Here is a 26,412-nt window from a genome sequence, read left to right as displayed (position 1 = left end):
GAGCCTGCCGAAGGGCTGGGAGAGGGAAGGGTGAGGGCTGGTCTTATTACTCTATTATATGTTATCATTTTCTTGAAATGAAAGACCTCGGCAAACGTATAGATCTCCATACCCACTCGCTTTTGAGCGACGGGATGCTGCTTCCTAGCGAAGCCGCGCGCTATGCCTCAAATCTCGGGTTTCAGGCGCTCGCGATAACGGACCATGTCGATTATTCGAACGTGGAATCCGTGATCTCAAAGCTTCTGCGCTTCACCGAAAAACAGGCGGGACTGCTTGATATAGATTTCATCCCCGGGATCGAGATCACCCATGTGGACCCGAGATTAGTTGTCGGTTTCGCGCAATACGCAAGGACGCTTGGCGCGAGGCTGATCGTCTGCCACGGGGAAACTCCGTCCGAGCCGGTCATGAAAGGCACCAATCACGCCGCGGTCAGTGAATATGACATCATAGATATTCTCGCGCACCCCGGGTATATTACCGAGGAGGACGCGATTCTCGCCGCTAAGAACAATGTCTGCCTTGAGCTTTCCTCAAAACCCGCTCATAAAGAGACGAACAGGCATGTCGCGAACATGGCACTTAAGGCCGGAGCAAAACTTCTGGTGAATACCGACGCCCACGGCCCGGATGATTTTCTGACACAGGAAAAAGCGTTCGATATCGCCAAAGAGAGCGGGCTTGATGACGCGGAAGCGATAAAAGCGGTAAAAGACAATCCCCTTGAACTCCTCAACAGGATAAAAAGAAAGTTTATTTGAACCTGATCTCGACGGAAGCCGCGTGAGCCTTTAATCCTTCGACGCCCGCGAGGACCTTTATATCTTTCCTGGCCCTGCTGAGAGCGGACTTTGTATAACCTATCACGCTCTGCTGCTTCACAAAATCGCCGGCCGAGAGAGGGGATGAGAACCGCGCGCTGCCTCCCGTCGGAAGCACGTGGTTGGGCCCGGCGATATAATCCCCGACCGCGACAGGAGAGAACGGGCCTAAAAAGACGGCGCCCGCGTTCTTTATTTTTTCAAGAAGCTTCTGCGGTACCGCTACCATCAGTTCCAGATGCTCCGGAGCGATCTTATTAGAGAACCGCGCGGCCTCGTCAAGGTCTTTCGCGATGATGAATTTTGATCCTTTAACGGCACCGAGTTTTTTTAACTGATGTTTTACATCCCTCTCGGTCTCTTTTGACAGGGTTATCAGCACCGCCGACGACATCGGGTCGTGCTCTATCTGCGAGGCCATGTCCGCCGCGACAAACCTTACGTCCGCGCTCCCGTCAGCTATGATGACGACATCGCTCGGCCCCGCGAGCTTGTCTATGCCGACGGTACCGTACAGAAGTTTCTTCGCAAGCGTCACATAGATGTTTCCCGGGCCGACTATCTTATCGACTTTCGGTATGCTTTTTGTCCCGAAAGCCAGGGCCGCTATCGCATGGGCGCCTCCGATCCTGTATATCTCGCTTATTCCCATAAGTTTCGCCGCGGCCAGCACATGGATATTTATTTTTTTGTCTTTTCCGCACGGCGTGACCATGGCGATCCTTTTGACGCCGGCAATCCGGGCGGGTATCGCGTTCATCAGGACCGAGGAAGGATAAGCCGCTCTGCCACCGGGAACATATATCCCCGCGCTCTCCAGCGGGATAGAGCGCAGGCCTAAGATCGCGTCATCAGCCGTTGTTTCGAACCACTGCGAAGGTTTTTGCTTCTCGTGGTAAGCCCTGATATTTTTTTCCGCGGTCTTTATCGCGGATAAGAATTCCCTGCCGGCATTTTTGTAAGCCTCGTCGATCTCTCCTGCCGTCACTCTGAAATCTTCAGGTAAAAGGCTGACTTTGTCGAATTTTTTAGCATATTTCACCAGCGCTTTGTCGCCCGTCAATTCGACATCGGCGATTATCTTTTTTACGGCCGCTTCTTCTTTTTTCATGCCAGCTTTGACCCTTTTTTTACGATGGAATAATCCGCCAGGACGACTCCCATGCCGACCTCCGCAAAATCCTCGATTATGCAGTTCTCACCTATTATACAATCTTTGAGTTTGACGTCTTTGCCGATTATCGAATTCCTGAGTATCACCGAATCTTCCACATAAGCTCCCTCGAGTATCCTGACGTTCTCTCCGATGACGGAAAACTGGTTCAACCTGGCATTGCTTGATATGTTCGCGTTTTTCCCCACCATCAAAGGCCCGTGGAGCTTTGCCGACGGGTCGATTACAGAGCCGTGCGCTATCCAGATATTGCCGCCGACCCTTTCTCCGTCTATGACCACATGGATATCTCCGTTCAGGATGTCCCTGTGGGCCTGCATGTACTTCTGCGGGCTTCCGATATCGAGCCAGTAGTCTTTTGAGACAACGGCATAGACTTTTTCGCCGCTGTCAAGAAGCTTCGGGAAAAGCTCCCTCTCGAAAGAATACGGCCTGCCTTTCGGCACGGACTTGAATACCGAGGGGTTCATCACATAAAGCCCGGCATTTATTGTCTTTGCCGTCACCATCTGCCAGCTCGGTTTTTCAACGAACTTAGTGACCCTGCCGCTCTCATCGGCCAGGACGAGCCCGAAAGGCGTGGGGTCTTCGACGGAGGTTAGGGTCAGCGTCACCTTTGCTTTTTTTTCTTTGTGAAAAGCGATTATTTCCGCGATGTTAAAATCCGCGAGGACGTCGCCGTTAAAGACGACTATGTCGTCTTTGTCTAGATATTCCTCTGCGTTCTTGACTGCTCCGGCCGTACCGAGCGGATTTTTTTCGATAGAATAAAATAATTTTACGCCGAGATCGGCCCCGTCACCGAGCATCAACGCCATGTTGTCTGAAAGATAATGGAGGTTGAGTATTATTTCGGTGATGCCGAATTTTTTCAACAGCTCGATCTGGTGGACGATGAAAGGCTTGTTCATCACCGGGACCATCGGTTTGGGCCTGTTATAAGTGAGCGGCCTGAGCCGCGTGCCGAGCCCTCCGGCGATTATTATTGCTTTCATCTATGCCGAAAGCTCCTTCTTTAACCTGTCTATCGAATGGACCGGCGTTGGATCGGTCCCGTTGAGGACCGCGAGATAAACGCTTACCCAGTCGCCGAAGTAACACAGCGAAAGCATCCTTGAAAGCCGGCCGTCCCCTTCGGACGGGACCTCGATGATCTCATCGATGCCTTTTGAAACAATATTTTTTGTGGCATTTATCCTCAGGACCATCCTCTCGCTGTCAGCTCCGTTTCTCAGCAGGACAAGGCAATAATTATTTTTACCTTTTTTCAGTTCTCCGAGATTGACTATCTCGTTATGGTCCAGTTCCGGGAAAGTGTTGCAGACCGAGGTGGTCTTTGAGTTTTCCGAAAGCTGCGTTTTCCATCTGAACGCGGAGACTCCGCTGCCCGAAGGAGTGCCGAATATGAGAGGGAACTTTCCCTTGAGCTTAGACGCGGCCTGTTTTGCCGGGTTCTTTTCAAATACATTCCCCGTGTCAAGCTTTGAACGCATCGCCTTAAGCACCGAGACGGCTTCTTCGATCTGAGGATCTATATCCGGCATCATTTTGCAAATGCTAAGAGCCCTGAGCACGGGCACCAGAAGATAAGGCATCGATGCCCTCGGGGGAAGCCCGGACGGGATCAGGAACATAGGGATTTTATTTGAAGCTGATCTTTCCTTGAGGGCGCCTCCCGACGTGACCGAGATTATGGATGCCTTTTTTTTAGAGGCCTGTTCGAAAGCGGAAAGCGTCTCCTCGGTGTTTCCCGAATAGCTCAGGACGAACACCAGGCTTGAGGGGCCGGCATATTCCGGCAGGTCGTAATTCCTTATCACGCTTACGGGGATATCGGCCTTATCTTCGAGAAGTTTTGCGGTGATATCGCCGCTTATCGCCGAACCGCCCATCCCCGCTATCACGATATTTTTAATGCCTTCTTGGATGGTCAAAGACCCTTGGGGGCTGATCTTTAACGCGTCTTCCATCATCTCGGGAAACCGGCCGACCAAACCGGCCATGTCACTTTTATCGGTCTTTCTGAACTTTTTCGGATCATCTAAAGTATTCATTCGGATGCTTTTTTCTCCTCTGACGATTCTTTGATCTTCTGTTTTATGACCTCGAGCGCTTTTTTCAGCTGCACATCTTTCTCGTCGCGCTTTTCTACCGGGATGAACTCCGCCTCTTCCGTGGACATGTCGGTCTTTGATTCGCTTTCTTTTCCCGTCTTGACGATGATATCAGGGATGATGCCCTTTTTAGAGATGTCATGCCCGCTCGGGGTGAGATATTTTGCGATTGTTATTAGCGCTGCTGATCCGTCAGGCAGCTGTCTTACGCTCTGGACTGACGCTTTCCCGAAAGAATGGTAGCCTATCAGCTGTGCGGTATTGTTATCCCTGAGCGCACCCGCGAGTATCTCCGACGCGCTCGCGCTTCCTTCGTTGATCAGCACTACCATAGGTCCGTTCCACAACAGTTCTCCGGACGATCTTATGCCCTCTTTCTCCCCGTTCCTGTCGACAGTATAGACTATAACAGCGTCCTTTGGCAGGAACATGCTCGATATTTCCGCCGCATTTGACAAAAGACCTCCTCCGTTGCCGCGCACGTCCAGGATGAGACCTTCGATCTTTTTATCTTTAAGTTCATTTATCGCTTTCCTCATTTCTTTGGCCGCGGAAAGGTCTTCGAAAGTATTTAATTTAATATAACCGACTGTATCATTAAAGATCTTTTTTTCAACGCTCTTTACGACGATCTTATCCCGCACAAGCATGAAATCTTTAGGCGCTTTCCATCCGGACCTCAGTATCCCGATCTTAACTGCAGTACCCTTTGGTCCGCGTATCTTGCTCACGACTTCCTCAAGCGCCTGATCTTTTGTCGGTTTTCCTTCGACAGCGACTATCTGGTCGCCCGCCATCAAGCCCGCTTTTGCGGCGGGCGTACCGTCGATCGGAGATATGACAGTGATGATCTTGTTCCTGATACCGATGTAGATCCCTATTCCCGAATATGATCCGTTCATGCGCATTTTCATCTCTTTAAATGATGTGGGTTCCATGAAACGGGTGTACGGGTCATCAAGGGACTCGAGCATGCCTTTTATCGCCCCGTATATCAGTTTTTGATCGTCTACGTTCTTATCCACATAATCGCTCTTAACTATCTCAAGCACCTGAATGAACACCTGGAGTTTTGAATTAAGGTCGTCGGCGGCTTTGACTATCCGGGGGGTCAAAAAGCAGAACAAGATAACAACGATCAATGACGCGGAAAAATATTTTATTTTATTATTTATTTTTGACTTCAAGGCAGCCACCTTATTGGATTTGTCGGAGTACCGTTTTTGCGGACCTCAAAATGAAGATGCGGTCCCGTTGAATAACCTGTAGACCCTATTAATCCCACGACTTGTCCTTTCATTACTGTCTGACCTTTCTGTATGTATATTCTAGACATATGAGCATAGACCGTTGATATCCCCTTGCCATGATCAATGATAACAGCTTTCCCGTACCCGTCCCACCATCCGGAAAATATGACTTCGCCTCCGTCAGCCGCCTGTATGGGCGTCCCGTAAGATGTTGCGATATCAAGGCCCGTGTGCATGTGCGACATCCTCCAGAACGGGCTCCTCCTGTATCCGAAAGGTGAGGTTATCCTGCCTCGCACCGGCCAGATAAAGTTGCCTGTCCCGTGCGGGGAGACCCCGCCTCTGATCGCCCGCTCAGCTATCATCTTCCTGATCAACTGTTCTATCTGGTTCGAGGTCTCCTCCAAAACCGCCACTTTTTTTTCGTACTCTATCCTTTGCTGCTCCAGCTCCTTGTGAAGTTCTTTTTTTTCTTCCGCCTGTTTTTCTATGTTCTGTTTTTTATTGCCGATGTACTGCGCCAGTTTTTTTATATCAGCCGTGACCCCCTCGAGCTCTGTCTTATCGGTCTTTATTTTTGTATGCTCGGTCGTTATTTCGTTCACTATGCCGGCATCCCTGCCGATCACTTTTTCAAAAAAATATGTCCTGTTTATGAAATCTGCCAGCGTATCCGAAGACACAAGCATATCCAGATAATTGATGCCCCCGTTCTTATAGATCTCCCGGATCCTGTTTTTTAAATAGCCGTTTCTTTCATCAAGCTTTCTTTTTGCTTCCTCAAGCGAGACTTTCAGGTAACCGAGCCTTGATTCGTTCTTTTGTATCTGGTACTGCGCCCTGCCCAGCTGTCCCTTTGTTTTTTTCAGCTCCCGGTTTATTATGACCAGGCGCTCGACAACGTCCCTTTCCTTTTCTTTCGTGGACTCAAGCTTCCTTTTATTTATAAGCAGTTCCTGGTATATCCTGTTCAGTTCCTTCTGCTTGTCTTTAAGCTCGTCCTTTGGGTCTGCGGCCGCGCATAATGCGCTGCCTGTAAAAATAAATAAAAGGACACATAAGAACAATAATATTTTTAAGCTGCGCATCATTCCTTCCCGGTCGGATAATAAAAAAATAATATCACAAGCCAAAGAGCTTTTCAAACACGTCTGTATCGGCAAAAAATAAGGCCCTCGAAACTTTTCAAGGGCCCTATAAAACTCCAAAAACTCAGGCTATTAGAACGAGTAAGCGTAGCCTACTGATGCTAACACGCCTTTCGCAGCTCCTTCTCCGCCGTACTTAAGTGCCGAGTAACCTACCTGTCCGTTGATCGTGCCAAAGTCAGGGATCATATAGTTTCCGCCTAAATAGGCTTCAAGCCCGTATGAACCTGTCATTGAACCACTGACCTTCACAGGCACGGATACCGCGCCTCCGATGTACCAATCGATCGGCACAGCCGATGATTTGAGCATATCGAGCGCGTAAACGCCGCCCAATTTCAGCGTGACTACCTTCAGGTTTGTGTCATTAAGATTGCTTCCTGTAAGATAATCTCCGCCTATTCTCACCTTCGCGCCTGGGATCATGCTCGCTATCGAATAATCGAGCACGCCCGTTATCGCCGTAAGACCTGCAGATACGCCTACGTTAACACCCAAGCTCATTCCCATGCCGGCTGATACAGCCGGTGCCGGTGCTGGAGCTACTGGTGCTGGTGCTGGCGGTACCCACGGGGTTACCGGTGCTTTTTTGGGGGCCGCTTTCTTTATTGGCTTTACAACTTTCTTCGCCGGTTTTTTGACAGCTACCTTTTTCTTTGCAACTGCCGCCATTGAAGATGCTGACAAGCTCGCGATCAAAGATGCCGCTAATACTAATGCTATTAATTTCTTCATTTGGTTTGCTTTCCGGTTTTTAAATTTTTTGGCCCCGCCATGATCCAAATATTTAAGAGTATCCTAGTTCCCTCTTGAACTTTACTAAAAAATGGCAGAACGCACATCTGATGGCAACCGGAGAGTTTTTTCACCTCCTTTTATAACCACCAAACTATATATACATTTTATCACTTGGGTATTTGTTGTCAAGCTGAGGTCGGACGGCTCGCTTAAACCCTTCTGATCTTTATCTTGCCCCACATCCCCATCCTGTCATCTTTGATTATCAATACGCCTTTCAATTTCCCGAATTTTTTGGCGAATTTCAGGGCTTCTTCGATATCATCCTGTTTTTTGACAAGGTTTCCGATGGCTGTCGCTGCTGCGTCCGCGGTCGCGGCTGATCTTGCGATTACAACTACCGCGTCGGCCGAACCGAAACTGAAAGAATGCCCGACCGTGCCTGACGAAGTGCAGACACCCAGGGGAGTGTCTTTCGGATCTATTTCAAGAGCGATCTTATTGGAGAACTTCGACTTACCGGCGTATATCAGCATCGTCCTCGGCTCCGAGCTTTTTATAAATATGTCCCCGCCGTTCTCGACGATCACTTGTTTTGAATATCTGAGCAGTTTTTTTCCGGCCGCTTCGGCAACTGCCCCCGCGACCGAAGCCATGGGCCCCACGTTGAACCGTTTCGACGCGTCGATCATCGAACGGACCAGTTGAGGAGCGTTTAGCGAAGCTTTTACCGGCACGAAAGAGGTCTCAAATGCCGGGTTCTTGATAATATATTTTGTCAGTTCTATCCTGATCTTCTTTACGATGTCTTCGGCCCTGAACCGGATGTCTTTTTCGGCGCTTATCAGAAGATCGGTTTCTTCCTGGACCACCTCGAACAAGACAAGGTCCTTGCTTTTTACCAGCCCCCTGTATGTACGCTCTTCATACATCTTTCAGCGCCAGGACAAGTTTTTCAATGTCCTTTTCGGATGTTTTCTCTGTACAACATAATAGGCTTGAGTTTTTCATCTCCGGATAATACTTTCCGAGATCAAGCCCGCCGGTGATGCTTCTGCCCGCCAGTAAATAGTTGACCTCCGCGGCGGATCTTGGATATTTCACGCAGAACTCCTTGAATGTATGCCCGCTATGACAGAGCGAGAATCCGGGGAGTGAAGCTATCCTTTTTTTTGCCAGGCCGGCCCTTTCAAAGCATATCCGGCCGGCAAGTTTTATTCCTTTTTTGCCCATCGCCGCTAAATATACGGCTGCCGCGAGCGCGGCCAGGGCTTCGTTGCTGCAAATGTTCGAGGTCGCCTTTTCCCTTCTTATGTGCTGTTCTCTCGTCTGAAGCGTCAAAACAAACCCTCTTTTGCCGTCATGATCCTCTGTCATACCGACGATCCTGCCGGGCAGAAGTCTTATCAGTTCTTTTTTTACCGCGAAAACACCGAGATAAGGCCCTCCGAAATTTAAAGGGCTTCCCATACACTGGCCTTCGCCGGTGACTATATCAGCTCCGTACTCCGACGGCGGTTTCAGTACCCCCAGAGATATCGGATCAACACTGACCGCCAGCAAAGCTCCGCTCTTGTGTGTAATCTTCTCTGTCTCAAAGACATCTTCCAGGCATCCGAAAAAATTAGGGTGCTGGACGATGACACAGGCTGTCCTGTCATTGACAGCGTTTTTCAATTTTTCGATATTGGTCGTTCCGTTTTCAAAGTCGATCACGTTCACTTTGAGATCCGCACCGTCACAGTATGTTTCAAGGACCCGGCGGTAAAGCGGGTTTACCGTCTTTGAGATGATTATTTCTTTTCTTTTTGTATGATTTACCGCTAAGAACGCCGCTTCGGCTATCGCCGTTGCACCGTCGTAGAGCGAAGCATTGGCCGCGCCCATTCCCGTAAGGCCGCAGATCATCGACTGGTATTCATAGATCGCCTGGAGCAGGCCCTGGCTTATCTCGGGCTGATACGGAGTATACGCCGTATAGAACTCGGAGCGTGAAACTATCGCTTTGACAACTGACGGGATATAGTGATCGTAAGCTCCGGCCCCTAAAAACGATATTTTTCCCCTGACATTTGAATTCTTTTCGCTCTGTTCCCGCATGTGGCCTCTAAGTTCGATCTCAGGCATCGGCTTAGGAAGCACAACGGTCTGTTTTTCTCTTGCGGAAAGCGGGATATCATCGAAAAGTTCTTCGATTGACGATATACCTATCGAAGAAAACATTTTTTTCCGGTCTTCGTCGGTGTTTGGGATGTAATTCATGGGTTTTATTCCCCGATAAGTTTTTTATACTCCGAAGCGCTCATCAGGCTGTCAAGCTCTTTTTTATCTTTTATTTCTATCGCCGCGATCCAGCCCTCTTCATAAGGCGATCGGTTGATCAATTCGGGGCTGTTTGAAAGTTCCCCGTTTATCTTTATGACTTTACCCGATACCGGGGAGTACACGTTCGAGACGGCTTTCACCGACTCGAGGACGCAAAGTTCCTGGCCCTGCTTTAAATCGCTTCCTGCTTTAGGAAGCTCGACAAAGACCACATCCCCAAGTTCTTTCTGCGCGTGGTCCGTGACCCCGGTCTTTCCGTCCAGATCGATCCATTCATGGTCTTTTGTATATTTTAAATTTTCCGGATACATTTTTGTTTTACTCCCTTTCTATTCTATCACGCCTTTTTCCTTCTATAAAAAGGCATCCCGACCTCTTTTGCGGGATATTTCCTTCCCCTAATTTCAATATAATATTGTCCCCCCTTTTGGATTTGCTTTAAATATCCCATTCCGATCGGCCTTCCCAGTGTCGGAGAAAAAGTCCCGCTCGTCACGCATCCTATCTCATTCTCACCTTCAAATATCTTATAGCCCTGCCTTGGTATTGCTCTTTCCGATACTTCGAAACCTATTAATTTCATATCCGGACCTTTTTCTTTTTTACTCTGAAGGGCGCTTTTGCCGGTAAAATTCCCTTTATCGTATTTGACCGTTTTAAAATATCCCGCATCCACCGGGGTGATCTCTTGGCTAAGTTCATGCCCGTAAAGGGGAAGGCTGGCTTCTATCCTTAATGTGTCTCGCGATCCGAGACCGCACGGCATCATATTTTCATCTAATAGTGATTTCCATAATTTTTTTGCATCATTATTGTCTAATATTATCTCCGCCCCGTCCTCTCCGGTATAACCTGATCTTGAGACGGTGCATTTGATGCCGAAGATCCTACATCCGGCGATCTGCCTGTGCTTTAACGATAAAAGATCGATATCGCAATCTTTTTGAAGTTTACAGATCGCATCCGGCCCCTGCACGGCAAGCATTGTGTTTTTGTCGTAAAGTAATTTTGTCGAAGGTGAAACTGTCTTGAACAGTTCAAAGACTGCTCGGGCATTTATGCCGTTGGAGATCACCAGGAAGCTGTTTTCAAGTCTGTAGACAAGAAGGTCGTCGATTATCCCGCCGCTCTCATTGCAGACGAACGAATATTGGCCGGAACCTTTTTCAAGTTTTGAGGCATCATTCGTGGTCAGTTTTTGAACAGCGTCAAGATCAGGGACCTCGATCTGCCCCATATGTCCGATATCGAACATCCCGCAAGTGTTCCTGACGGCCTTATGTTCTTCGATTATCCCGCCGTACTGGACTGGAAGCAGCCAGCCGGCAAACTCAACGATCCTTGCGCCGCCTGAAATATGGGTCTCGTAAAGCGGGGTCTTTTCCGGCATTGTCAGATGACTTTCTTCAAAGCTTCGATAAATCTCTCGTTCTGGCGCATCGTTCCGATGCTAACCCGTATGGCTTTGGGAAAACCGAAAGACGCAAGAGGCCTGATTATCACTCCGTGCCTCATCATGTCCATGAATACGGGACCGGAATCCCTGCCGAGGTCTATGAAAATGAAATTCGCCTGGGATTTAAGATGTTTCAGCCCCATTTTTTTCAATTCCCCGCTTATGAACGCTTTGCCTTCCCGGTTGTTCGCAAGCGTCTGCTCGATAAATTCTCCGTCTTCAAGGGCCGCGCCTGCCGCTATAAGCGCGAGCCTGTTCACGTTGAAAGGGAGCTTGGCCATAAAAAGATATTTTATTATCTGCGGTCTTGCTATCCCGTATCCGACGCGCAGGCCCGCGAGCCCGTAGACCTTTGAAAAAGTCCGCAGCACCACAATATTTTTGCCTTCTTTTATCAGGTCCGTGCCTGCCGGAAAATCATCGCTGTCGGCAAAATCAGCATACGCTTCATCGATCACCGTGATAACGTTCTTCGGCAGGCCTTTCACAAGGTCCGCCAGCTGTTTTTTGTTGAAATATGTGCCTGTGGGGTTGTTTGGATTGCATAGAAATATCAGTTTTGTTTTTTCCGTCACGGCCCTTTTTACCGCTTCAAGGTCATAAGCATTGTTTAACAGATCGACAAAGACCAGTTCGGCATCCATTATCTCTGAAACAAATTCGTATACGCTGAAAGTATTCCTTGAGACAACGACCTCATCCCCCGCGCTTAAAAATACCTGGGCGAGAAGGAGCATTATCTCATCGGAACCGTTGCCGACGATGAAATTATCCTTTGAAAGTTCCCATTTCTTTGCAAGGTTCTCGCGAAGCAGGCTGTGATGCTGGTCAGGATATACCGAGATGGAATTTAAATTCTTTATTATCGACTCGACCGCTTTTGGTGAGGGGCCGAAGGGGTTTTCGTTGGAGGCAAGCTTGACGACTTCCTTGATGCCGAATTCCTTCACTACATCTTCCACCTGCTTTCCCGGCATATAAACAGGGAGTTTTTCGATGGCAGCTCTCGGAAGGTCATCTGTCATAGATAAATTATATCATAGGCAGGGGAAATGACTAATGACTAATTCTTAATGACTAATTAAGGAAAAACACAATAATCTTTCCTTCATTAGACATTAGTCATTAGTCATTTCTTTTATAGGCGGTTATCTTGACTCTCTTCTTCTTATCTTGACCTTCTGCCTGTCTCCGTGGAGCTTGTAAAAACTATATATTGTTTCCTGTTTTATTATCTTCCCGTCCTTTTTGACCGTCCTTACTACTTCTGCGGAAAAAGCCGATGTCCTTATCTTTTTTTCGACACGCGCGCCTGATCCCCCTTCTGTCGTAGAGACGGTCGTGTACCTGTACTTCAACGCCGGGTACGAAAAACTCACGCTCTTTCCGGTGGGGTGTCCTATGATCCTGAAAGTAAGGCCTTTTTTAAACGGCAGGGCCTGGATCACTATCGGATATCCGGTGTTGTTGCGGAACTTAAAATCCGTATAAGGAGGATAGACTGTCGCGTCCCTTCCAAGCGGATATATAGAAAAATACATGCCGTGATTGACCCTGTTCTTTACATCAAGATCCGCCATCATGACAGAATTGTAAAGCGTTGTGGCTATCTGGCAGGTACCTCCGCCGTACTGCGGGACAAGTTCGTCACCCATTATCACATAAGCTTCCCTGAAACCCCGCTCCCCCGTGAATTCTCCAATAGGCTTTAACAGCGAAAATATTTCTCCGGACGATAAAAACGTGTTATCAACGAACGAAGCCACAAGATAGATGTTGTGTATCCTGTTGGGTGAATCGTGCGTGCCGTAGTAAGTAGTGTACCTTCCTATCACGTGCGGGTCCGGAATATTTTTTAACATCTGCGCTGAGACCTTTGGCGGGTGTATCGCCACCACAAGCATTGAAGCAGTATTTCCTTCTTCAAGCGTTTTCCTTAAAAGGTCTTTTGTCTCACCGATCAATACCGTTTTCCCTATCCTGCCTTCGTTGAGGAATATCTTGTATTTACTGTCCCCTTCAAAAGTCGTCAACGTTACGGCAAACCTCGCATCCTCGGGATCATGGTCTATATAGGCAGCGATCTGCCCTATCAACGAATCCGCGGTCGCCTCGTCCGCTATCCTGAACCTTGGCCGGACGGTCTTTTGCTTTTTACTCAGCCTTATATAAAGCTGCTGCAGGTAGCCGAATTTATGCGACAGATAAACGGCATCGCCAACGCTTTCATCCGCAAGCAACGCTATCCCTGCCTGAGACGGCTTGAACTCGAACCTTGTGATCTTTTTTCCGTCGTCATAGATCAAAAATAAATTGGCGCCTGCAACATCGTCTGCGGGGATGTTTTTGAGCATGTCGACTGCTTGCTCCCTGGTCTTGCCTCCGATATCGATCCTGCCTATATGATAGCCTGGCAGGATCTTTTCACTGTAATAATAGCGGTCTCCTATATATGCGCCCAGCACGGCCGCGAGTACCGCGACTATGATAATAATAACGATCGATGATCTTTTCATGGGTCCGGTCCTAATAAAAAGCCCCAAACTGGTTGGGGCTTTTTGATCTTCATGAGATTAAAAACGGTCTTATTCAATGATCTTTGAAACGACTCCCGCACCTACAGTGTGCCCGCCTTCGCGGATAGCGAACCTGAACTGTTCTTCTATAGCGACCTCTTGGATGAGCTCCACCGTCATCGTAATATTATCTCCGGGCATGACCATCTCTACCTTATCAGGCAGTTTGATCGCTCCGGTAACGTCAGTCGTACCGATATAGAACTGGGGCCTGTATCCCGGGAAGAACGGAGTGTGGCGGCCGCCTTCTTCCTTTGTCAAAACAAGTACTTGAGCTTCAAATTTTGTATGCGGCTTGATCGATCCGGGTTTTGCAAGCACCTGGCCTCTCTGAATATCTTCTTTTTCAACACCTCTCAAGAGAAGTCCGACGTTGTCGCCCGCGATCCCTTCATCAAGCGTCTTCCTGAACATTTCTACGCCGGTCACGACACATTTTTTATGGCTGCCGAAACCGATGATATCTACTTCCTCCCCGACTTTTACTTTACCTCTTGTGATCCTTCCGGTCCCCACTGTACCCCTTCCCGTGATGCTGAACACATCCTCGATAGGCATCAGGAACGGTTTGTCCAGTTCCCTTTTCGGCTCAGGGATGTAGTTGTCAAGGGCGTCCATCAGTTCGAATATGCATTTTGTGTCAGGGGAGTTGGGGTCTCCGCTTTCCATCGCTTTGAGAGCGGAACCTCTTATGATGGGCATTTCGTCTCCTGGGAACTCATATTTTTTCAAAAGGTCCCTGAGCTCCGCTTCGACAAGGTCGATCAATTCAGGATCATCTACCATATCAACCTTGTTCAGAAAAACGACGATCTTCGGCACATTCACCTGTCTTGCAAGAAGGATATGCTCTCTTGTCTGAGGCATAGGCCCGTCAGCCGCGCTGACTACCAGTATCGCGCCATCCATCTGCGCAGCGCCGATCACCATGTTCTTTACATAGTCGGCGTGGCCCGGGCAATCGATATGCGCATAGTGTCTTTTTTCGGTCTCATATTCGACGTGAGCGATGGCGATCGTGATACCTCTTGCTTTTTCCTCGGGAGCACTGTCGATCTCGTCAAAGGCTTTTGCTTTCGCCATGCCTTTGGCGGCCAGCACCTTTGTGATCGCTGAAGTCAGCGTCGTCTTCCCGTGGTCGACGTGTCCTATCGTCCCGACATTTACGTGCGGCTTTTTTCTCTCGAACTTTTCTCTTGCCATAATTATATCCTCCTCAATCTTTCTTTATGATAAATCTCATTATAATATACTGTGATTTTTCCGTCAATAGCGACAGTGTTCACCATAAGCCCGCGATCGGGATCGAACCGATGACCTCGTCCTTACCAAGGACGTGCTCTACCAACTGAGCTACACGGGCTGGCTAAAAAAATGACTAATTACTAATGACTAATGTCTAATGAATGAAGGAAGAATTATTATATCATTCCTTAATTAGTCATTAAAAATTAGTCATTAGTCATTTCCCTGCCAGTTGTCCGCACGCGGCCCTTATGTCAGAGCCTCTGCTATTTCTGATTGTAGCATTAACTCCGTGATGCGCCAATATTTGCAGGAATAGTTCTATCCTTTCTTTTGAAGAGCACAAAAACGAAGAGTCCTTGACCTTGTTGAAGAGGATCAGATTTACATGACATAACATGCCTTCCAGCAATGCGGCAAGATCTTTTGCATCCTTGATAGAATCGTTCTCCTCTTTTATCATCACATAATCAAAGGTCACCCTTCGCCCCGTCATCTGCGTGTAATATTTGACCGCACTTATCAGCTCACGGATAGGATGATCCCTGTTGACCGGCATCAATTTTGATCTTATCGCTTCGGAAGCGGCATTAAGAGACACGGAAAGGTTGACGTCAAGGCCTTCTCTGGCCAGTCTCTTTATCTTCTCAGGAAGGCCGCAGGTAGAAATTGTCATCCTTCTGATCCCCATGTTCATCGCATCCTTTGAATTCATTATCCTGACCGCTTTCAGCACGTTATTGTAATTAAGCAGGGGCTCCCCCATCCCCATGAACACGACATTAGTGATGGTTTCTTTTTCTTCACCGGTGAAATACAGCACCTGGTATATTATTTCTCCTGCCGAGAGGTTCCTTTTGAATTTGTTCTTCCCCGTCGCGCAGAACGCGCAACGCATGGGGCATCCGACCTGCGAAGAGACGCAGACCGTTGTCCTGTCCCTGTCCTTGATCTTGACCGTTTCAATCCCCAGGCCGTCATCCGTGGTAAACAGGTATTTTGTTGCCCCTCTGTCGGAAGATCTTGTCTTCTCTTTTAACGAAAGCATTTCGATCTTTGCGGTCTTTGCCAGCTTTTCTCTGAGTGAAGCGGGGATATCGGTCATCATTGTAAATGACAGGACGCCTTTTTTATATATCCATGACGATATTTGGCCGGCCCTGAAAGGCTCTATCTCAAGCGAAATGATGTATTGCCGGAGTTCTTTCGGGTCCATGTCCGGCAGGAGAGTTTTGTTTTCTATTGTAGGATCTCCGAAACGAGTTTTTTGACCAGCGAGCCGTCGACATCCGACCGCTTGCCGGTTATCTCTTTCATAACGCGGCCGATCTCTTTGATGCTTGTCGCGCCAAGGACTGAAATGGTCTCTTTTACGAGATTCTTTGTCTCTTCTTCAGTAAGCATCCGCGGAAGGTATTCCTCGATTATGGCTATTTCCGTTTTTACTTTCCCCGCATCCTCCGTCTTCCCGTGCTGCACCATTATTTCGACAGATTCTTTAAGGCTTTTTACGTAATTCTGCAGGATCCTGGCGATGTCTTTTTCGGGAAGGTCGCCTCTCGCATTTACGTTCAGTATCTTTGACTTCATCATCCTGAGCGTCTCGAGGCGGACAGTATCTTTTGCCTTCATCGCAGCGGCCATATTTTTATTTATTCTCTCAAACATATTATTATTATAACATTATAAATAGGCAAAAGCCCTATTGACAGGGTAAGGTTATGGTATAATAATTATGTCAAAGGTCGAGGTTTAATGGTAAGATGTTTTTTTGACATGTAACCGGATAGACTGTAGATCTGGTTATTTTTTCAGGCCGGCTGTCAAATAAGCTGCTGTGTCCTTTTGAAAACGCCATTAAGCAACAGAAAAATATGTCAGGAGTCCAATATGGCAAAGACGATATTTGTCGGGAACCTTCCCTGGTCAGTAGCCGATGCCGATCTTCAGGAGAAATTCTCCCAGTTCGGTAACGTGATATCTGCAAGGGTTGTCACCGACAAGTTCTCTGGAAAATCCAGAGGATTCGGTTTTGTTGACATGGAAGACGCTGACGCCCAGAAAGCCATCGAAGGATTGACCGGCTACAAATGGGGCGACAGAGAGCTTACCATCAACGAAGCCAAGCCGAAGTCAGAAGGCAGCGGCGGAGGCGGAAGACGCGAAGGCAGAGGCAACAGAGGCTTCAACGCGTACTAATCAGTACTAGGCCTTAAAAAATCAAACCCCGTATCACTCGATGCGGGGTTTTTTTATTGTTTACAAGAGATTGTGTTTTTAACGCAAATCTCGCAGCGCCTTATCATTGGTCTCCACGACTTCCTTCAGAGCATTAACAATTTCCTTACGAACAGCGGCGGACTGTTTTCTGAGATTGTCAACAAGTATTTGTTCGGCATCACGTCCGCCTATAACCGAGATAGCTTTTACAGCCTCAATACGGACCGTGTTGCTTGGATCTTGACTAAGTACTTTCGATAAAAGTCCGATTGCAGGATAATTGTCCTTGTGCTTCGTTGCAACGCTTTTGACCGCCTGAACCCTTATTGCTTCGTTGGTGCTGCTCAGTGCCTTTGCAGCGTTAAGAATTATGATACTCAATGAGACGCCGACGATACAATTACTATAAGTCTGCTTGTCCTTTAAACTAGTATTTGTCGACTGATAGAGCTTCTGGTATTCTTTGACGAGGTCTTGGTTCATAGAAATCGTAGTGTCTATTAAATTTGTCGGGCCTATTGCTGCATCGCTCATGTTGTTTGCCTTTCTTAATTAAATTTTTGAAGACCGATTCTTCACAGATTGTTATCGACAGCTTTATTTGTAAATTTCACTGATTTTACGGTTTTTACGATTTTACAGATATTAGCATTAGGTCTTAAAAGATCAAACCCCGTATCACTCGATGCGGGTTTTTTTATTGTAATTTATCAATGTTATAATAAACTGGTCAGCAGTTTTAGTTATCGGTCATTTGTCATGTGGGCGCGTAGTTTAGTGGTAGAATGCCTCGTTTACACCGAGGAGGTCGTAGGTTCGATCCCTACCGCGCCCATTTACCCTGAGCGAGCGAAGCGAGTCGAAGGGTCACGGGCGTGTAGTTTAGTGGTAGAACGCATCATTCACACTGATGAGGTCGTAGGTTCGATCCCTACCACGCCCATTTTAAATTCCTAACGCTTATTATATGGCTGATGCCTTAAAAAGATAACTCCTTCTATTTTGAACTTGTCTGTTCTTTGTCATGGCAGAGGCTAAATTTATTATCATGCTTGCTTCGCTAAGAGGAATTCCCGGAAGAATTTCAAATAAAATTGCTGGAATCTTGAAGAACGCAACTCTATCTTCGAAAGGTCTTTGCATTTTTTCTATTTGGGGTTTCTCTAATTTTAGGCCATATTTTTCAAAAAGGCGCAATAAAGCATTAAAATCTAATCTTTGATATCTTTCTTGTCTTTGCATGTTTCCAAATCCTCTTTGTCTGGAGCAATAAAGTATATTTGAAAAAAAATCATCTGACTGTTCTCTGCCTTTGATATATTCAGGGTCGTGAAAAACGGTCTCATAAAGGCTAAAAGTCATCCTGAATCCAGGCATGGATAGACCCATAAGGCTTTTAAGAAAGGCTTCTTTTGAATCAATATGAAAAAAAGAATTGCTGCATATCGCAGCCGAAAACTTTTCATTGCAAAGCTTTTCATTTATTTCATCAGAGTGTGCTAAAACAAATACTATGTTGGAATGGGACTTACACTCTTGTTGGGCAATTTTCAGCATGTTTTCACTTAAATCATAGGCAACGACTCTGCCCTCATTACCCACGGATTCCGCGATTTTCAAGGTTGCGACTCCCGTTCCAGCACCGAAGTCTAAAACATGTTCGCCAACTCTCAATCCTGCCATTGCGATCAGTCGGGTTGCTATATTGGCATGCATCCGAAAGCGTTTTGTATATGCATGATACGAAGTTGCGCTTAGATTCCAAATATTTTTAGCGGTGTATGTTTCGTTTAGCATATGTTATCAATAATATCATCGTGATAATTTGCAAAGAATTTCATTATTGTTCGATGGTTTTTGCAAAAGCAGCTTAAGGATGTCTTGGGGGCTTTTCTTATTATATCAAATGGAAATCTTGAGGGGTTACTTCAGCCTTCAGCTCTTCAGCTCTTTTTAGTCTTTCTTATAATACTGGTTGAAATCTTCCGGCTTCATGTTCTCGATGAAATCTTTGAACTTCTGGGTTTCCTCGGCGTCTTTTTCCGCGTTGACCAGCTTTGACTGCATCATGACAACTTCAGAGACAAAAACAGGGCAGCTGCTCCTGACGGCAAGGGCTATCGCGTCGGACGGCCTCGCGTCAAGTATCATTTTTTTCTGGTCTTTAGTGTCGATCTCGACCGTGGCATAGAACGTGCCTTCCTTGATGTCGTTTATGACGACCCTTGTGATCTTGCCGCCGAACTTATCTATGGTATCCTTTAAAAGATCATGCGTCATGGGCCGCGGGGCTTTGATGCCCTGAAGCTCCATCGCAATGGCCGTCGCCTCAAATATCCCTATCCATATTGGGAGAAAATTGAGTTCGTCTTTGTCTTTCAGCAGCACCAGAGGGGAAAAGTTCCTGGGGTCAAATCCTAAACCGCCGACTTCCATCTGGATCATACTATTTGCTCTTCACAATATCGACTATCTTTGAGAAGGCTTTTGGATCAAAGATGGCAAGGTCGGAAAGCATCTTCCTGTTAAGCAATATCTTGTTCTTCTTTAAGCTGTTGATGAACCTGCTGTATGAAAGTCCGTATTTTCTTACCGCGGCGTTTATCCTCGCGTTCCAGAGCGCACGGAAGTCGCCTTTTCTTGTTCGCCTGTCGGCAGTGGCATATCTTTGCGAGTGATATACGGCCTGTTTCGCGGCCCGGTAAAGCCTGCTGAGGGATCCTCTGAAGCCTTTAGCCCTCTTTAATACTTTTTTTCTTTTTCTTCTTGCAACGAATCCTCTTTTTACCCTTACCATTTAAATAGACCTTTCTTATTTTTGGCCGGCAAGCATGGATCTCACGCGGTGCTCGTCAGATTTTGACACCAGGATATCCTTGCTTAACCGTCTTTTCTGTTTAGATGTCTTGGATTCAAGGATATGCCTTTTATAGGCTTTTCTTCTTACGATCTTTCCGGTCCCCGTAAAACGGAATCTCTTTGCGGCCGCTTTTCTTGTTTTAATCTTGTTTTTAGGCATTTTGTATCCTTAATATAAATAATAACACATTTTGAAGGGTTTTTTCAGGTCTTCATCATTTTGGGGACAGTATCAGTATCATGTTCCTGGCATCAGCACTTGCCAAAGACTCGACTTTCCCTGCGACTGAAAGAGTATCTCCCATCCTTTCCATCAACCTTCTTCCGATATCCGGATGCGTCACTTCCCTGCCGCGGAACCGCAGAGATACTTTTACCTTGCAGCCTTTTTCCAGGAACTCCTTTGCCCGGGCCGCCTTGACCTGAAAATCATGCTCCCCGATCTTTATCGAAAGCGTTATTTCTTTAAGCTGCCCCGCTTTCTGCCCTTTTCTCGACTGTTTTTCCTTCTTTGCCTGCTCGTAACGCATCTTCCCCATGTCGGCTATCCTGCATACTGGAGGATTTGCGTCCGGCGATATCAAAATAAGATCGAACCCCTTGTCAAGCGCCGTGGTGATAGCTGTCTGTGTCGGAAGGACCCCGAGCGGGGATCCGTCGCTGTCAATGACCCTGACCTCTTTTGCTCGGATCATCTCGTTTATCAAGAAATATTTTGGGGCTATGTCTGTGCCTCCGATTATTTGAGATTATAGCAAAATACGCTCTCGTTGACAAGGGCATTTTTTTTTGATATATTTATATCATAATGTACGCGATAATCGAGTCCGGCAATAAACAATATAAAGTCGGTCCGGGATCTGTAATAGATGTCGAACTTCTTGCTTTAAAAAAAGACGAGACCGTGGCGTTTGACAAGGTATTGCTCGTTTCGGATGATGATGCGATAAAGATCGGCACTCCGTATGTAAAAGGCGCCACCGTCGAGAGCAAAGTCCTTGATGAGATAAAGGATAAAAAGGTCGTCTCTTTCAAATATAAGAACAAGATCAATTACCACAGGACGATCGGGCACCGTCAGAAGTATACAAGGCTTCAGGTCGAAAAAATATCAACCTGACTATTTTAGGAGAACAGACATGGCACATAAAAAAGGCGGAGGGACTTCATGTAACGGCAGAGACTCTAACGGCCAGAGGCTCGGCGTGAAAGCCTACGGCGGGGAGACCATCAACGCGGGCTCTATCATACTCAGGCAAAGAGGGACCAAATTCAAGGCGGGCGTAGGGGTCGGCATCGGCAAAGACGATACTCTCTTCGCACTTACAGGCGGCAAGGTCGTTTTCGGAAGCAATAGAAAAGTCAGCATAGTCCCGGCCTGACACCTCTTATGGCAACTTTTTCTCGCCAAACATTATCCGATGCCGCCTTGATCGTCATCAAGATAGGGACCAGCTCGCTCACGGACAGTACTGGCCGGCTTGACTCCAGGCTTTTCAAAAAACTCTCAAAAGAGATCTCTTATCTGATAAAGGACCTCGGCAAAAAGGTTATAGTGGTAACTTCCGGCGCGATCGCGGCGGGATCACAGAAGCTTTCCCATAAAGGTTCTCTTAAGACTATTGAAGAAAAACAGGCTGCCGCAGCCATCGGACAACCTCTTCTGATGAAAGAATATGAAAAAAACTTTGCCTCTTTCGGGATCACGGTATCGCAGGTGCTTTTGACCCGGGACGCGATCGAGAACTTCCAGCGCCGCATAAATTCAAGGAACACGATCAGGCAAATTTTAAAATTCAAGGCCATCCCCATAATAAACGAGAACGACACAGTTTCGGTCGATGAGATAAAGTTTGGAGATAACGATACCCTGTCGGCTTTGGTGGCCGACCTTGCGGACGCCGACCTTTTAGTTATCCTGAGCAATGTGGAGGGGTTCATCAAGGACAGAACGGTCCTTTCCGAGATCAATAAGATCACTAAAGAGGTAGAAAAGGCCGCCAAAGGTTCGGATTCGTCATTTGGAATCGGCGGAATGCAAACTAAGCTCAGGGCGGCAGCTATCGCGGGGAACGCCGGGATACCCTTGGTCATTGCGCTCAGCAAAGAAAAAGATGTCGTAAAAAGGATCTTGAGCGGGGAAAATATCGGGACTCTATTTATACCAAAATCTCATAAAAAATAAAAAAAGACCGGGGGGACTTGATATGGTGATCCTGTGAAAAAAGAAACGGAAATAAAAGCTAAAAATGCTGCTCTGGCGGCGCGGCTCCTTGCAGTAGCCCCTGCCGGAAAAAAGAACGCGGCATTGAAAAAGATGGCAGAGGCTCTTAAGGAAAACTCCGCCGGGATCATGTCGGCAAATGAAAAGGATGTTAAGTCCGGCATCAGAAAAGGCCTTTCAAACGCACTTATAGACAGACTCGCACTGGACCAAAAAAGGATCGATGAGATGTGCAAAGGGCTTGATATTGTGATCGGCCTTCCCGACCCTGTCGGAGAGGTCATTGAAGAATGGACCAGGCCTAACGGCCTCAGGATAAAAAAAGTCCGCGTGCCGATCGGGACGATAGCGATAATATATGAAGCCCGTCCCAACGTGACGGTTGACGCGGCCGGCCTTTGCATCAAAGCTGGCAACTGCGTCATCCTGCGCGGCGGAAGTGACGCGGTAAATACGAATTCCTGCATCGCAAAAATAATATCGGACGCGGCGTCCTCAGCCGGTCTTCCAAAAAGTTCGATAGAATTCATAAAAACAACGGAAAGGTCCGCTGTAAAAGACCTTCTCGGCCTCCGGCAATACATCGACTGCGTGATCCCCAGGGGCGGCGCAGGATTGATCAATATGGTCGTTGAAAATTCCAGGGTCCCTGTCATAGAGACCGGGGTCGGCAACTGCCACGCTTATGTCGAGGAAAGTGCCGATCTTAAAATGGCAGAGGATGTCGTGTTCAACGCCAAAGTCCAGCGTCCTTCGGTTTGTAATGCCATCGAAACGCTGCTTGTGGATGAAAAAATAGCCGGAGTCTTTCTACCGAAGATGCTCGAACGCCTTAAAGCCACGGGAGTCGAGATCAGAGGATGCAAAAAGACCAAAGCTATCGATAAATTGGTAAAAAACGCTGTCGAGAAAGATTGGTACACTGAATATCTGGACCTGATACTTGCGGTAAAGGTCGTCAGCGGACTTGATGAAGCGATAGAACATATATCAAAATACGGCTCGCACCACAGCGAAACAATACTTACGAAAGATGCGGAAAAGGCAAAAGCCTTCACATCAAAAATAGATTCAGCCGCGTTGTACGTGAACGCTTCCACAAGATTTACTGACGGCGGCGAGTTCGGTTTTGGCGCGGAAATAGGAATTTCCACCCAAAAACTACACGCGCGTGGCCCGATGGGACTGAAAGAGCTTACAACCTATAAATATATTGTCGAAGGGAACGGGCAGTGCAGGGTTTGAAAAGGGTCGGCATCCTCGGCGGGACTTTCAATCCTGTCCACAACGGCCACATCGCACTCGCAAAAAAAGCGGTAAAAGAATTCGGCCTTGAAACGGTAATATTTGTCCCGACAGGCTTTCCCCCGCACAAAAGCGATAAGGACCTTGCCCCGAAACAGGCCAGGATGAAGATGGTCCGCCTCGCCTTAAAAGGCCGCAAAAAGTTCACCGTCTCACGGATAGAGATCGATAGAAAAGGTTACTCGTATGCCATTGACACTTTCAAAAAATTAAAGAGGCGCTTCGGAAGCGAAACGAAATTGTTCTATATTATGGGACTTGATTCGATAAACAGCATCCTCAGCTGGAAAAAACCGCTGGAGCTTTTTAAACTCTGCCAATTTTTAATAGCGACCAGGCCGGGGTCAAAGCTGCGCACTTTCAGAAGAATAATGAAGTTCCCCCCTATCAGCATCAATAAAGACAAGGTGGAACTATTCGAACTTAAGATGGACCTTTCTTCAAGCGATATCAGGGAAAGAATGAAAAAGGGGAAGAATATTGATAGAATGATCCCTAAGGCGGTTTTGAGATATATCAACAAGAAGGGACTTTATAGATAAGTTGAAGTGATTACTGAACGTCTTCAGCGCCAATAAAAATGAAAATCCCAAACGCCGATATAGATATTTTAGAGAACGGCATCAAAGTCGCTATTGAAGAGTTGCCTCACCTTCGCTCGGTAAGCATAGGCCTGACCGTCGGGGCCGGCTCGATAACGGAAAATAAAGACGTCATGGGGATATCCCATTTCATAGAACACACGACCTTCAAGGGCACCAAAAAAAGGTCGGCCTTTGAGATCGCCCAGGCACTCGACCGCGTCGGAGGCAGGCTGAACGCGTTCACCGGAAAAGAGTATACGGTCTATTATGCCGTTGTGCAGGATAAATATTTCAATGTCGCCGCCGATGTGCTGGGCGATATTTTCCTGGACTCCCTTTACCTTGAAAAGGACCTGGACATGGAAAGGAACGTAGTCCTTGAAGAGATCAAGATGTACGAGGACACGCCTGACGAGCAGATACACGACATCTTTGCTTCAACGATACTTCACCATCACAACCTCGGGAATTCTATCTTAGGCGAAGAAAAGACCGTAAAAGATATTAACAGGGAAAAGATATCGGTTTATAGAAAAGAACTTTATACGCCCGACAATCTGATCATCTCGGTAGCCGGCCGGATAGATAAAAAGATGGTACTTGATACATTGAACGGTATCTTTTCTTCATTTGCCGGCAACAAATCCATTAAAACCGAAAATATTCCCGAAATCAGTTCTAATATCAAGCTCAAGGTAAAAAAGACCGAACAAGCCCATATCATCCTCGGCACGAAGGGTTCGTCACAGAACGATGAAGACAGGTATGTCTGCGCGATACTCGATAACGCTCTCGGCGGTTCGATGAGCTCCAGACTGTTCCAGGAGATCAGGGAAAAAAGGGCTTTGGTCTATTCTGTTTATTCGTTTAACCAGGGGTTTAAGGACGTAGGGCTTTTTGGCATCTATGCAGGAGCAAGTCCGAAGAATTTCGAGCAGGTGATAGAACTTACGGTCAAAGAACTCTCTGGCATCAAAAAGAACGGGATCACGGACGAGGAGATGTCAAGAGCAAAAGAGTTCCTCAAAGGGTCTCTTGTGCTTGCCCTTGAGACAAGTAACAGCCGTATGAATTACACAGGAAAATCATTGTTTTACTATGGTAGAATTGTTCCCATCGACGAGATCTTTGAAAAGATAGATTCAGTGAGCATGGAAGATATAATAAGGATAGCAAACCTGCATTTTATCGATAAATATTTAAATCTGGTAGTCATCGGTGATTTTAAAGAACTGCCGATAAAGAAGATCTCGATATAAGGAGGTGGAATATGGGCAAAATAAAAACCCTTGTTAACGGCGCCTGCGGCAAGATGGGCCGGGAGATCGTGAAAGCTGTGATGAACGAGCCCGACCTTAAACTTGTCGGGGCTGTTGACATCGTCAATGTAGGTTCTGATATAGGAGAGATAGCCGGGATCGGAAAAATAAATATCACGGTCGGCAGCGACCTTGCGAAGGCGATAAAAGATACGGGCACCGCGGTCGTCATTGATTTTACGCTCCCTAAAACTGCTCTTATGAACTCAAAAACCATATTGGAAAATAAGGCTCATGCGGTGATCGGCACAACGGGACTTTCTGAGTCGGACATAAAAGAAATTGGATCGATATGCAAAAAAAACTCTGTCAACGCGCTGATAGCCCCGAACTTTGCTATCGGAGCGGTACTCATGATGAAGTTCTCGGTCGAAGCTTCAAAATTCTTGCCTAAGGCGGAAATAATAGAGCTTCATCATGACCTGAAGATCGATGCGCCCTCCGGCACTGCTTTAAAGACTTCCGAGATGATGAAAAAAACCTCCGGCAGATCTGTTCCTATACACAGCGTAAGACTGCCCGGCCTTGTTGCCCACCAGGAAGTGATATTTGGCGGTCTTGGACAGACCCTCACGATCAGGCACGACACTGTCAGCAGGGAATCTTTCATGCCCGGAGTCATGCTTGCTGTAAAAAAAGTCGCGGGACTTGACGGGCTTGTCTGCGGGCTTGAAAATATCCTGTAAAAGAATATCCCCTCGTATTTTCTATTTTTACTGAAATTTCGGTATTTTGTGTCCGATAATTAATTGAAGGGGAGGCTTGCCTGTTGACCTTCCTTTTAATAAATAAAGATCACCTGACCGCCAAGGAGAGACAAAAGATGATAGCAGCTGGTATAGCAGGGAAAGTAAATAATATGCGAACTTCAAATAAAACAGGTCCTCAGGAGAGGACCATATCTAAACTTCTCAACGAAGCCAGGAGCGCCGTTGACGGCGATTCTGTGTTCGGTAAACTTCCGGTTGCCGCGCGCAAATTCATTTCCGAAAAAATATATTCGTCTTTTTCAAATGAGCTAAAAAGAGAGCTTCAGGCAAAAGACAGATAG

The 26,412-nt window shown here is 47.0% G+C and carries 32 protein-coding genes and 3 tRNA genes; 13 read left to right on the top strand and 22 right to left on the bottom strand.

The window, feature by feature from the left end; translation table 11 throughout:
• Positions 1 to 77: 77 nt before the first annotated feature.
• Positions 78 to 764 (top strand): histidinol phosphate phosphatase domain-containing protein, encoded by a 687-nt coding sequence (locus NTZ10_06445; GenBank protein MCX5749861.1) that lies wholly within the window; start codon positions 78 to 80, stop codon positions 762 to 764.
• Here NTZ10_06445 and hisD read toward each other — a convergent pair.
• The 6 genes from hisD to NTZ10_06415 all read right to left on the bottom strand — a co-directional run bounded on the left by hisD (position 757) and on the right by NTZ10_06415 (position 7,014).
• On the bottom strand, positions 757 to 1,935 hold the full coding sequence (gene hisD / locus NTZ10_06440) for a histidinol dehydrogenase (GenBank protein MCX5749860.1): 1,179 nt from the start codon (positions 1,933 to 1,935) through the stop codon (positions 757 to 759). The genes NTZ10_06445 and hisD overlap by 8 nt on opposite strands.
• Complete coding sequence (locus tag NTZ10_06435) at positions 1,932 to 2,993, bottom strand: NDP-sugar synthase (GenBank protein ID MCX5749859.1); 1,062 nt, start codon at positions 2,991 to 2,993, stop codon at positions 1,932 to 1,934. Before NTZ10_06435 ends, hisD begins: the two co-directional genes overlap by 4 nt.
• A complete protein-coding gene (locus tag NTZ10_06430) occupies positions 2,994 to 4,052 on the bottom strand; it encodes a bifunctional phosphoglucose/phosphomannose isomerase (GenBank protein ID MCX5749858.1) in 1,059 nt (352 codons plus the stop codon).
• Positions 4,049 to 5,299 carry a S41 family peptidase gene (locus tag NTZ10_06425; protein MCX5749857.1) on the bottom strand — a complete coding sequence of 417 codons (1,251 nt, stop codon included), beginning with the start codon at positions 5,297 to 5,299 and terminating at the stop codon, positions 4,049 to 4,051. The genes NTZ10_06430 and NTZ10_06425 overlap by 4 nt, the downstream gene beginning before the upstream one ends.
• Complete coding sequence (locus tag NTZ10_06420) at positions 5,296 to 6,450, bottom strand: peptidoglycan DD-metalloendopeptidase family protein (GenBank protein ID MCX5749856.1); 1,155 nt, start codon at positions 6,448 to 6,450, stop codon at positions 5,296 to 5,298. Before NTZ10_06420 ends, NTZ10_06425 begins: the two co-directional genes overlap by 4 nt.
• A gap of 132 nt (positions 6,451 to 6,582) precedes the next feature.
• The gene (locus NTZ10_06415) at positions 6,583 to 7,014 is read right to left on the bottom strand and encodes a hypothetical protein (GenBank protein ID MCX5749855.1); all 432 of its coding nucleotides are present in this window, start codon (positions 7,012 to 7,014) and stop codon (positions 6,583 to 6,585) included.
• A 4-nt stretch (positions 7,015 to 7,018) separates the two neighbouring features.
• Between NTZ10_06415 and NTZ10_06410 the strand changes: the two genes are divergently transcribed.
• Positions 7,019 to 7,288: a hypothetical protein gene (locus tag NTZ10_06410; GenBank protein ID MCX5749854.1), complete on the top strand. Its 270-nt coding sequence runs from the start codon at positions 7,019 to 7,021 to the stop codon at positions 7,286 to 7,288.
• 169 nt (positions 7,289 to 7,457) lie between these two features.
• On the opposite strand, the gene NTZ10_06405 is transcribed toward NTZ10_06410, so the two are convergent.
• From NTZ10_06405 to NTZ10_06360, 10 genes are all read right to left on the bottom strand, one after another.
• Positions 7,458 to 8,180, bottom strand: coding sequence for a UPF0280 family protein (locus tag NTZ10_06405; GenBank protein ID MCX5749853.1), 723 nt, complete (start codon positions 8,178 to 8,180; stop codon positions 7,458 to 7,460).
• Positions 8,173 to 9,510: an aminomethyl-transferring glycine dehydrogenase subunit GcvPA gene (gene gcvPA, locus NTZ10_06400; GenBank protein ID MCX5749852.1), complete on the bottom strand. Its 1,338-nt coding sequence runs from the start codon at positions 9,508 to 9,510 to the stop codon at positions 8,173 to 8,175. The genes NTZ10_06405 and gcvPA overlap by 8 nt, the downstream gene beginning before the upstream one ends.
• Positions 9,511 to 9,515: 5 nt before the next feature.
• Positions 9,516 to 9,884: a glycine cleavage system protein GcvH gene (gene gcvH / locus NTZ10_06395; protein MCX5749851.1), complete on the bottom strand. Its 369-nt coding sequence runs from the start codon at positions 9,882 to 9,884 to the stop codon at positions 9,516 to 9,518.
• Between the two features lie 26 nt (positions 9,885 to 9,910).
• Positions 9,911 to 10,963 (bottom strand): glycine cleavage system aminomethyltransferase GcvT, encoded by a 1,053-nt coding sequence (gene gcvT / locus NTZ10_06390; GenBank protein ID MCX5749850.1) that lies wholly within the window; start codon positions 10,961 to 10,963, stop codon positions 9,911 to 9,913.
• 2 nt (positions 10,964 to 10,965) lie between these two features.
• Positions 10,966 to 12,054, bottom strand: a complete 1,089-nt coding sequence (hisC, locus tag NTZ10_06385; protein MCX5749849.1) for a histidinol-phosphate transaminase — start codon at positions 12,052 to 12,054, stop codon at positions 10,966 to 10,968.
• 123 nt (positions 12,055 to 12,177) lie between these two features.
• Entirely contained in the window at positions 12,178 to 13,545 is a 1,368-nt protein-coding gene (locus NTZ10_06380; protein ID MCX5749848.1) for a VanW family protein, read from the bottom strand.
• A 69-nt stretch (positions 13,546 to 13,614) separates the two neighbouring features.
• Complete coding sequence (gene tuf / locus NTZ10_06375) at positions 13,615 to 14,808, bottom strand: elongation factor Tu (protein MCX5749847.1); 1,194 nt, start codon at positions 14,806 to 14,808, stop codon at positions 13,615 to 13,617.
• 87 nt (positions 14,809 to 14,895) lie between these two features.
• Positions 14,896 to 14,968 (bottom strand) — tRNA-Thr (locus tag NTZ10_06370).
• Positions 14,969 to 15,067: 99 nt separating this feature from the next.
• Positions 15,068 to 16,075, bottom strand: coding sequence for a 23S rRNA (adenine(2503)-C(2))-methyltransferase RlmN (gene rlmN / locus NTZ10_06365; GenBank protein MCX5749846.1), 1,008 nt, complete (start codon positions 16,073 to 16,075; stop codon positions 15,068 to 15,070).
• A gap of 14 nt (positions 16,076 to 16,089) precedes the next feature.
• Positions 16,090 to 16,518 (bottom strand): GatB/YqeY domain-containing protein, encoded by a 429-nt coding sequence (locus NTZ10_06360; protein ID MCX5749845.1) that lies wholly within the window; start codon positions 16,516 to 16,518, stop codon positions 16,090 to 16,092.
• A gap of 222 nt (positions 16,519 to 16,740) precedes the next feature.
• Between NTZ10_06360 and NTZ10_06355 the strand changes: the two genes are divergently transcribed.
• Positions 16,741 to 17,049, top strand: a complete 309-nt coding sequence (locus tag NTZ10_06355; protein ID MCX5749844.1) for an RNA-binding protein — start codon at positions 16,741 to 16,743, stop codon at positions 17,047 to 17,049.
• 78 nt (positions 17,050 to 17,127) lie between these two features.
• Here the strand turns inward: NTZ10_06355 and NTZ10_06350 are convergent, their stop codons facing one another.
• The gene (locus NTZ10_06350) at positions 17,128 to 17,604 is read right to left on the bottom strand and encodes a HEAT repeat domain-containing protein (GenBank protein ID MCX5749843.1); all 477 of its coding nucleotides are present in this window, start codon (positions 17,602 to 17,604) and stop codon (positions 17,128 to 17,130) included.
• Between the two features lie 229 nt (positions 17,605 to 17,833).
• Between NTZ10_06350 and NTZ10_06345 the strand changes: the two genes are divergently transcribed.
• Together NTZ10_06345 and NTZ10_06340 are read left to right on the top strand one after the other, a co-directional pair.
• Positions 17,834 to 17,905: transfer RNA gene (locus tag NTZ10_06345), tRNA-Val, on the top strand.
• A 36-nt stretch (positions 17,906 to 17,941) separates the two neighbouring features.
• Positions 17,942 to 18,013 (top strand) — tRNA-Val (locus NTZ10_06340).
• A 20-nt stretch (positions 18,014 to 18,033) separates the two neighbouring features.
• On the opposite strand, the gene NTZ10_06335 is transcribed toward NTZ10_06340, so the two are convergent.
• The 5 genes from NTZ10_06335 to infC all read right to left on the bottom strand — a co-directional run bounded on the left by NTZ10_06335 (position 18,034) and on the right by infC (position 20,624).
• Entirely contained in the window at positions 18,034 to 18,867 is an 834-nt protein-coding gene (locus NTZ10_06335; protein ID MCX5749842.1) for a methyltransferase domain-containing protein, read from the bottom strand.
• 156 nt (positions 18,868 to 19,023) lie between these two features.
• Positions 19,024 to 19,515, bottom strand: a complete 492-nt coding sequence (locus tag NTZ10_06330) for a bifunctional nuclease family protein (protein MCX5749841.1) — start codon at positions 19,513 to 19,515, stop codon at positions 19,024 to 19,026.
• Between the two features lies 1 nt (position 19,516).
• A complete protein-coding gene (gene rplT / locus NTZ10_06325) occupies positions 19,517 to 19,867 on the bottom strand; it encodes a 50S ribosomal protein L20 (protein MCX5749840.1) in 351 nt (116 codons plus the stop codon).
• 15 nt (positions 19,868 to 19,882) lie between these two features.
• Positions 19,883 to 20,089, bottom strand: coding sequence for a 50S ribosomal protein L35 (rpmI, locus tag NTZ10_06320; protein ID MCX5749839.1), 207 nt, complete (start codon positions 20,087 to 20,089; stop codon positions 19,883 to 19,885).
• 55 nt (positions 20,090 to 20,144) lie between these two features.
• The gene (infC, locus tag NTZ10_06315; GenBank protein ID MCX5749838.1) at positions 20,145 to 20,624 is read right to left on the bottom strand and encodes a translation initiation factor IF-3; all 480 of its coding nucleotides are present in this window, start codon (positions 20,622 to 20,624) and stop codon (positions 20,145 to 20,147) included.
• Between the two features lie 113 nt (positions 20,625 to 20,737).
• Between infC and rplU the strand changes: the two genes are divergently transcribed.
• From rplU to NTZ10_06275, 8 genes are all read left to right on the top strand, one after another.
• Positions 20,738 to 21,049, top strand: coding sequence for a 50S ribosomal protein L21 (rplU, locus tag NTZ10_06310; GenBank protein ID MCX5749837.1), 312 nt, complete (start codon positions 20,738 to 20,740; stop codon positions 21,047 to 21,049).
• A 19-nt stretch (positions 21,050 to 21,068) separates the two neighbouring features.
• The gene (gene rpmA / locus NTZ10_06305; GenBank protein MCX5749836.1) at positions 21,069 to 21,311 is read left to right on the top strand and encodes a 50S ribosomal protein L27; all 243 of its coding nucleotides are present in this window, start codon (positions 21,069 to 21,071) and stop codon (positions 21,309 to 21,311) included.
• Between the two features lie 8 nt (positions 21,312 to 21,319).
• The gene (gene proB / locus NTZ10_06300; protein ID MCX5749835.1) at positions 21,320 to 22,114 is read left to right on the top strand and encodes a glutamate 5-kinase; all 795 of its coding nucleotides are present in this window, start codon (positions 21,320 to 21,322) and stop codon (positions 22,112 to 22,114) included.
• Between the two features lie 33 nt (positions 22,115 to 22,147).
• Positions 22,148 to 23,398 carry a glutamate-5-semialdehyde dehydrogenase gene (locus tag NTZ10_06295; GenBank protein MCX5749834.1) on the top strand — a complete coding sequence of 417 codons (1,251 nt, stop codon included), beginning with the start codon at positions 22,148 to 22,150 and terminating at the stop codon, positions 23,396 to 23,398.
• The gene (gene nadD, locus NTZ10_06290) at positions 23,395 to 24,000 is read left to right on the top strand and encodes a nicotinate-nucleotide adenylyltransferase (protein ID MCX5749833.1); all 606 of its coding nucleotides are present in this window, start codon (positions 23,395 to 23,397) and stop codon (positions 23,998 to 24,000) included. The genes NTZ10_06295 and nadD overlap by 4 nt, the downstream gene beginning before the upstream one ends.
• Before the next feature lie 38 nt (positions 24,001 to 24,038).
• Positions 24,039 to 25,301, top strand: a complete 1,263-nt coding sequence (locus NTZ10_06285; protein ID MCX5749832.1) for a pitrilysin family protein — start codon at positions 24,039 to 24,041, stop codon at positions 25,299 to 25,301.
• Positions 25,302 to 25,312: 11 nt separating this feature from the next.
• Positions 25,313 to 26,047 carry a 4-hydroxy-tetrahydrodipicolinate reductase gene (dapB, locus tag NTZ10_06280; GenBank protein ID MCX5749831.1) on the top strand — a complete coding sequence of 245 codons (735 nt, stop codon included), beginning with the start codon at positions 25,313 to 25,315 and terminating at the stop codon, positions 26,045 to 26,047.
• 83 nt (positions 26,048 to 26,130) lie between these two features.
• Positions 26,131 to 26,412, top strand: coding sequence for a hypothetical protein (locus NTZ10_06275; GenBank protein MCX5749830.1), 282 nt, complete (start codon positions 26,131 to 26,133; stop codon positions 26,410 to 26,412).

The sequence above is a fragment of the Candidatus Saganbacteria bacterium genome (assembly GCA_026387835.1).
Lineage (GTDB): Bacteria > Margulisbacteria > WOR-1 > JAKLHX01 > JAKLHX01 > JAPLKZ01.
The sequence above is the reverse complement of the archived record's forward strand: the minus strand, read 5'-3'. Positions and strand labels throughout refer to the sequence as shown.

Excerpts from the sequence above, each read along its gene's own strand:
- NTZ10_06445 (MCX5749861.1), top strand. The coding sequence starts at position 78 with ATGAAAGACCTCGGCAAACGTATAGATCTCCATACCCACTCGCTTTTG.
- hisD (MCX5749860.1), bottom strand. The coding sequence starts at position 1,935 with ATGAAAAAAGAAGAAGCGGCCGTAAAAAAGATAATCGCCGATGTCGAA.
- NTZ10_06435 (MCX5749859.1), bottom strand. The coding sequence starts at position 2,993 with ATGAAAGCAATAATAATCGCCGGAGGGCTCGGCACGCGGCTCAGGCCG.
- NTZ10_06430 (MCX5749858.1), bottom strand. The coding sequence starts at position 4,052 with ATGAATACTTTAGATGATCCGAAAAAGTTCAGAAAGACCGATAAAAGT.
- NTZ10_06420 (MCX5749856.1), bottom strand. The coding sequence starts at position 6,450 with ATGCGCAGCTTAAAAATATTATTGTTCTTATGTGTCCTTTTATTTATT.
- NTZ10_06415 (MCX5749855.1), bottom strand. The coding sequence starts at position 7,014 with ATGAGCTTGGGTGTTAACGTAGGCGTATCTGCAGGTCTTACGGCGATA.
- NTZ10_06410 (MCX5749854.1), top strand. The coding sequence starts at position 7,019 with ATGCCGGCTGATACAGCCGGTGCCGGTGCTGGAGCTACTGGTGCTGGT.
- NTZ10_06405 (MCX5749853.1), bottom strand. The coding sequence starts at position 8,180 with ATGTATGAAGAGCGTACATACAGGGGGCTGGTAAAAAGCAAGGACCTT.
- gcvPA (MCX5749852.1), bottom strand. The coding sequence starts at position 9,510 with ATGAATTACATCCCAAACACCGACGAAGACCGGAAAAAAATGTTTTCT.
- gcvH (MCX5749851.1), bottom strand. The coding sequence starts at position 9,884 with ATGTATCCGGAAAATTTAAAATATACAAAAGACCATGAATGGATCGAT.
- gcvT (MCX5749850.1), bottom strand. The coding sequence starts at position 10,963 with ATGCCGGAAAAGACCCCGCTTTACGAGACCCATATTTCAGGCGGCGCA.
- hisC (MCX5749849.1), bottom strand. The coding sequence starts at position 12,054 with ATGACAGATGACCTTCCGAGAGCTGCCATCGAAAAACTCCCTGTTTAT.
- NTZ10_06380 (MCX5749848.1), bottom strand. The coding sequence starts at position 13,545 with ATGAAAAGATCATCGATCGTTATTATTATCATAGTCGCGGTACTCGCG.
- tuf (MCX5749847.1), bottom strand. The coding sequence starts at position 14,808 with ATGGCAAGAGAAAAGTTCGAGAGAAAAAAGCCGCACGTAAATGTCGGG.
- NTZ10_06360 (MCX5749845.1), bottom strand. The coding sequence starts at position 16,518 with ATGTTTGAGAGAATAAATAAAAATATGGCCGCTGCGATGAAGGCAAAA.
- NTZ10_06355 (MCX5749844.1), top strand. The coding sequence starts at position 16,741 with ATGGCAAAGACGATATTTGTCGGGAACCTTCCCTGGTCAGTAGCCGAT.
- NTZ10_06350 (MCX5749843.1), bottom strand. The coding sequence starts at position 17,604 with ATGAGCGATGCAGCAATAGGCCCGACAAATTTAATAGACACTACGATT.
- NTZ10_06335 (MCX5749842.1), bottom strand. The coding sequence starts at position 18,867 with ATGCTAAACGAAACATACACCGCTAAAAATATTTGGAATCTAAGCGCA.
- NTZ10_06330 (MCX5749841.1), bottom strand. The coding sequence starts at position 19,515 with ATGATCCAGATGGAAGTCGGCGGTTTAGGATTTGACCCCAGGAACTTT.
- rplT (MCX5749840.1), bottom strand. The coding sequence starts at position 19,867 with ATGGTAAGGGTAAAAAGAGGATTCGTTGCAAGAAGAAAAAGAAAAAAA.
- rpmI (MCX5749839.1), bottom strand. The coding sequence starts at position 20,089 with ATGCCTAAAAACAAGATTAAAACAAGAAAAGCGGCCGCAAAGAGATTC.
- infC (MCX5749838.1), bottom strand. The coding sequence starts at position 20,624 with ATGATCCGAGCAAAAGAGGTCAGGGTCATTGACAGCGACGGATCCCCG.
- rplU (MCX5749837.1), top strand. The coding sequence starts at position 20,738 with ATGTACGCGATAATCGAGTCCGGCAATAAACAATATAAAGTCGGTCCG.
- rpmA (MCX5749836.1), top strand. The coding sequence starts at position 21,069 with ATGGCACATAAAAAAGGCGGAGGGACTTCATGTAACGGCAGAGACTCT.
- proB (MCX5749835.1), top strand. The coding sequence starts at position 21,320 with ATGGCAACTTTTTCTCGCCAAACATTATCCGATGCCGCCTTGATCGTC.
- NTZ10_06285 (MCX5749832.1), top strand. The coding sequence starts at position 24,039 with ATGAAAATCCCAAACGCCGATATAGATATTTTAGAGAACGGCATCAAA.
- dapB (MCX5749831.1), top strand. The coding sequence starts at position 25,313 with ATGGGCAAAATAAAAACCCTTGTTAACGGCGCCTGCGGCAAGATGGGC.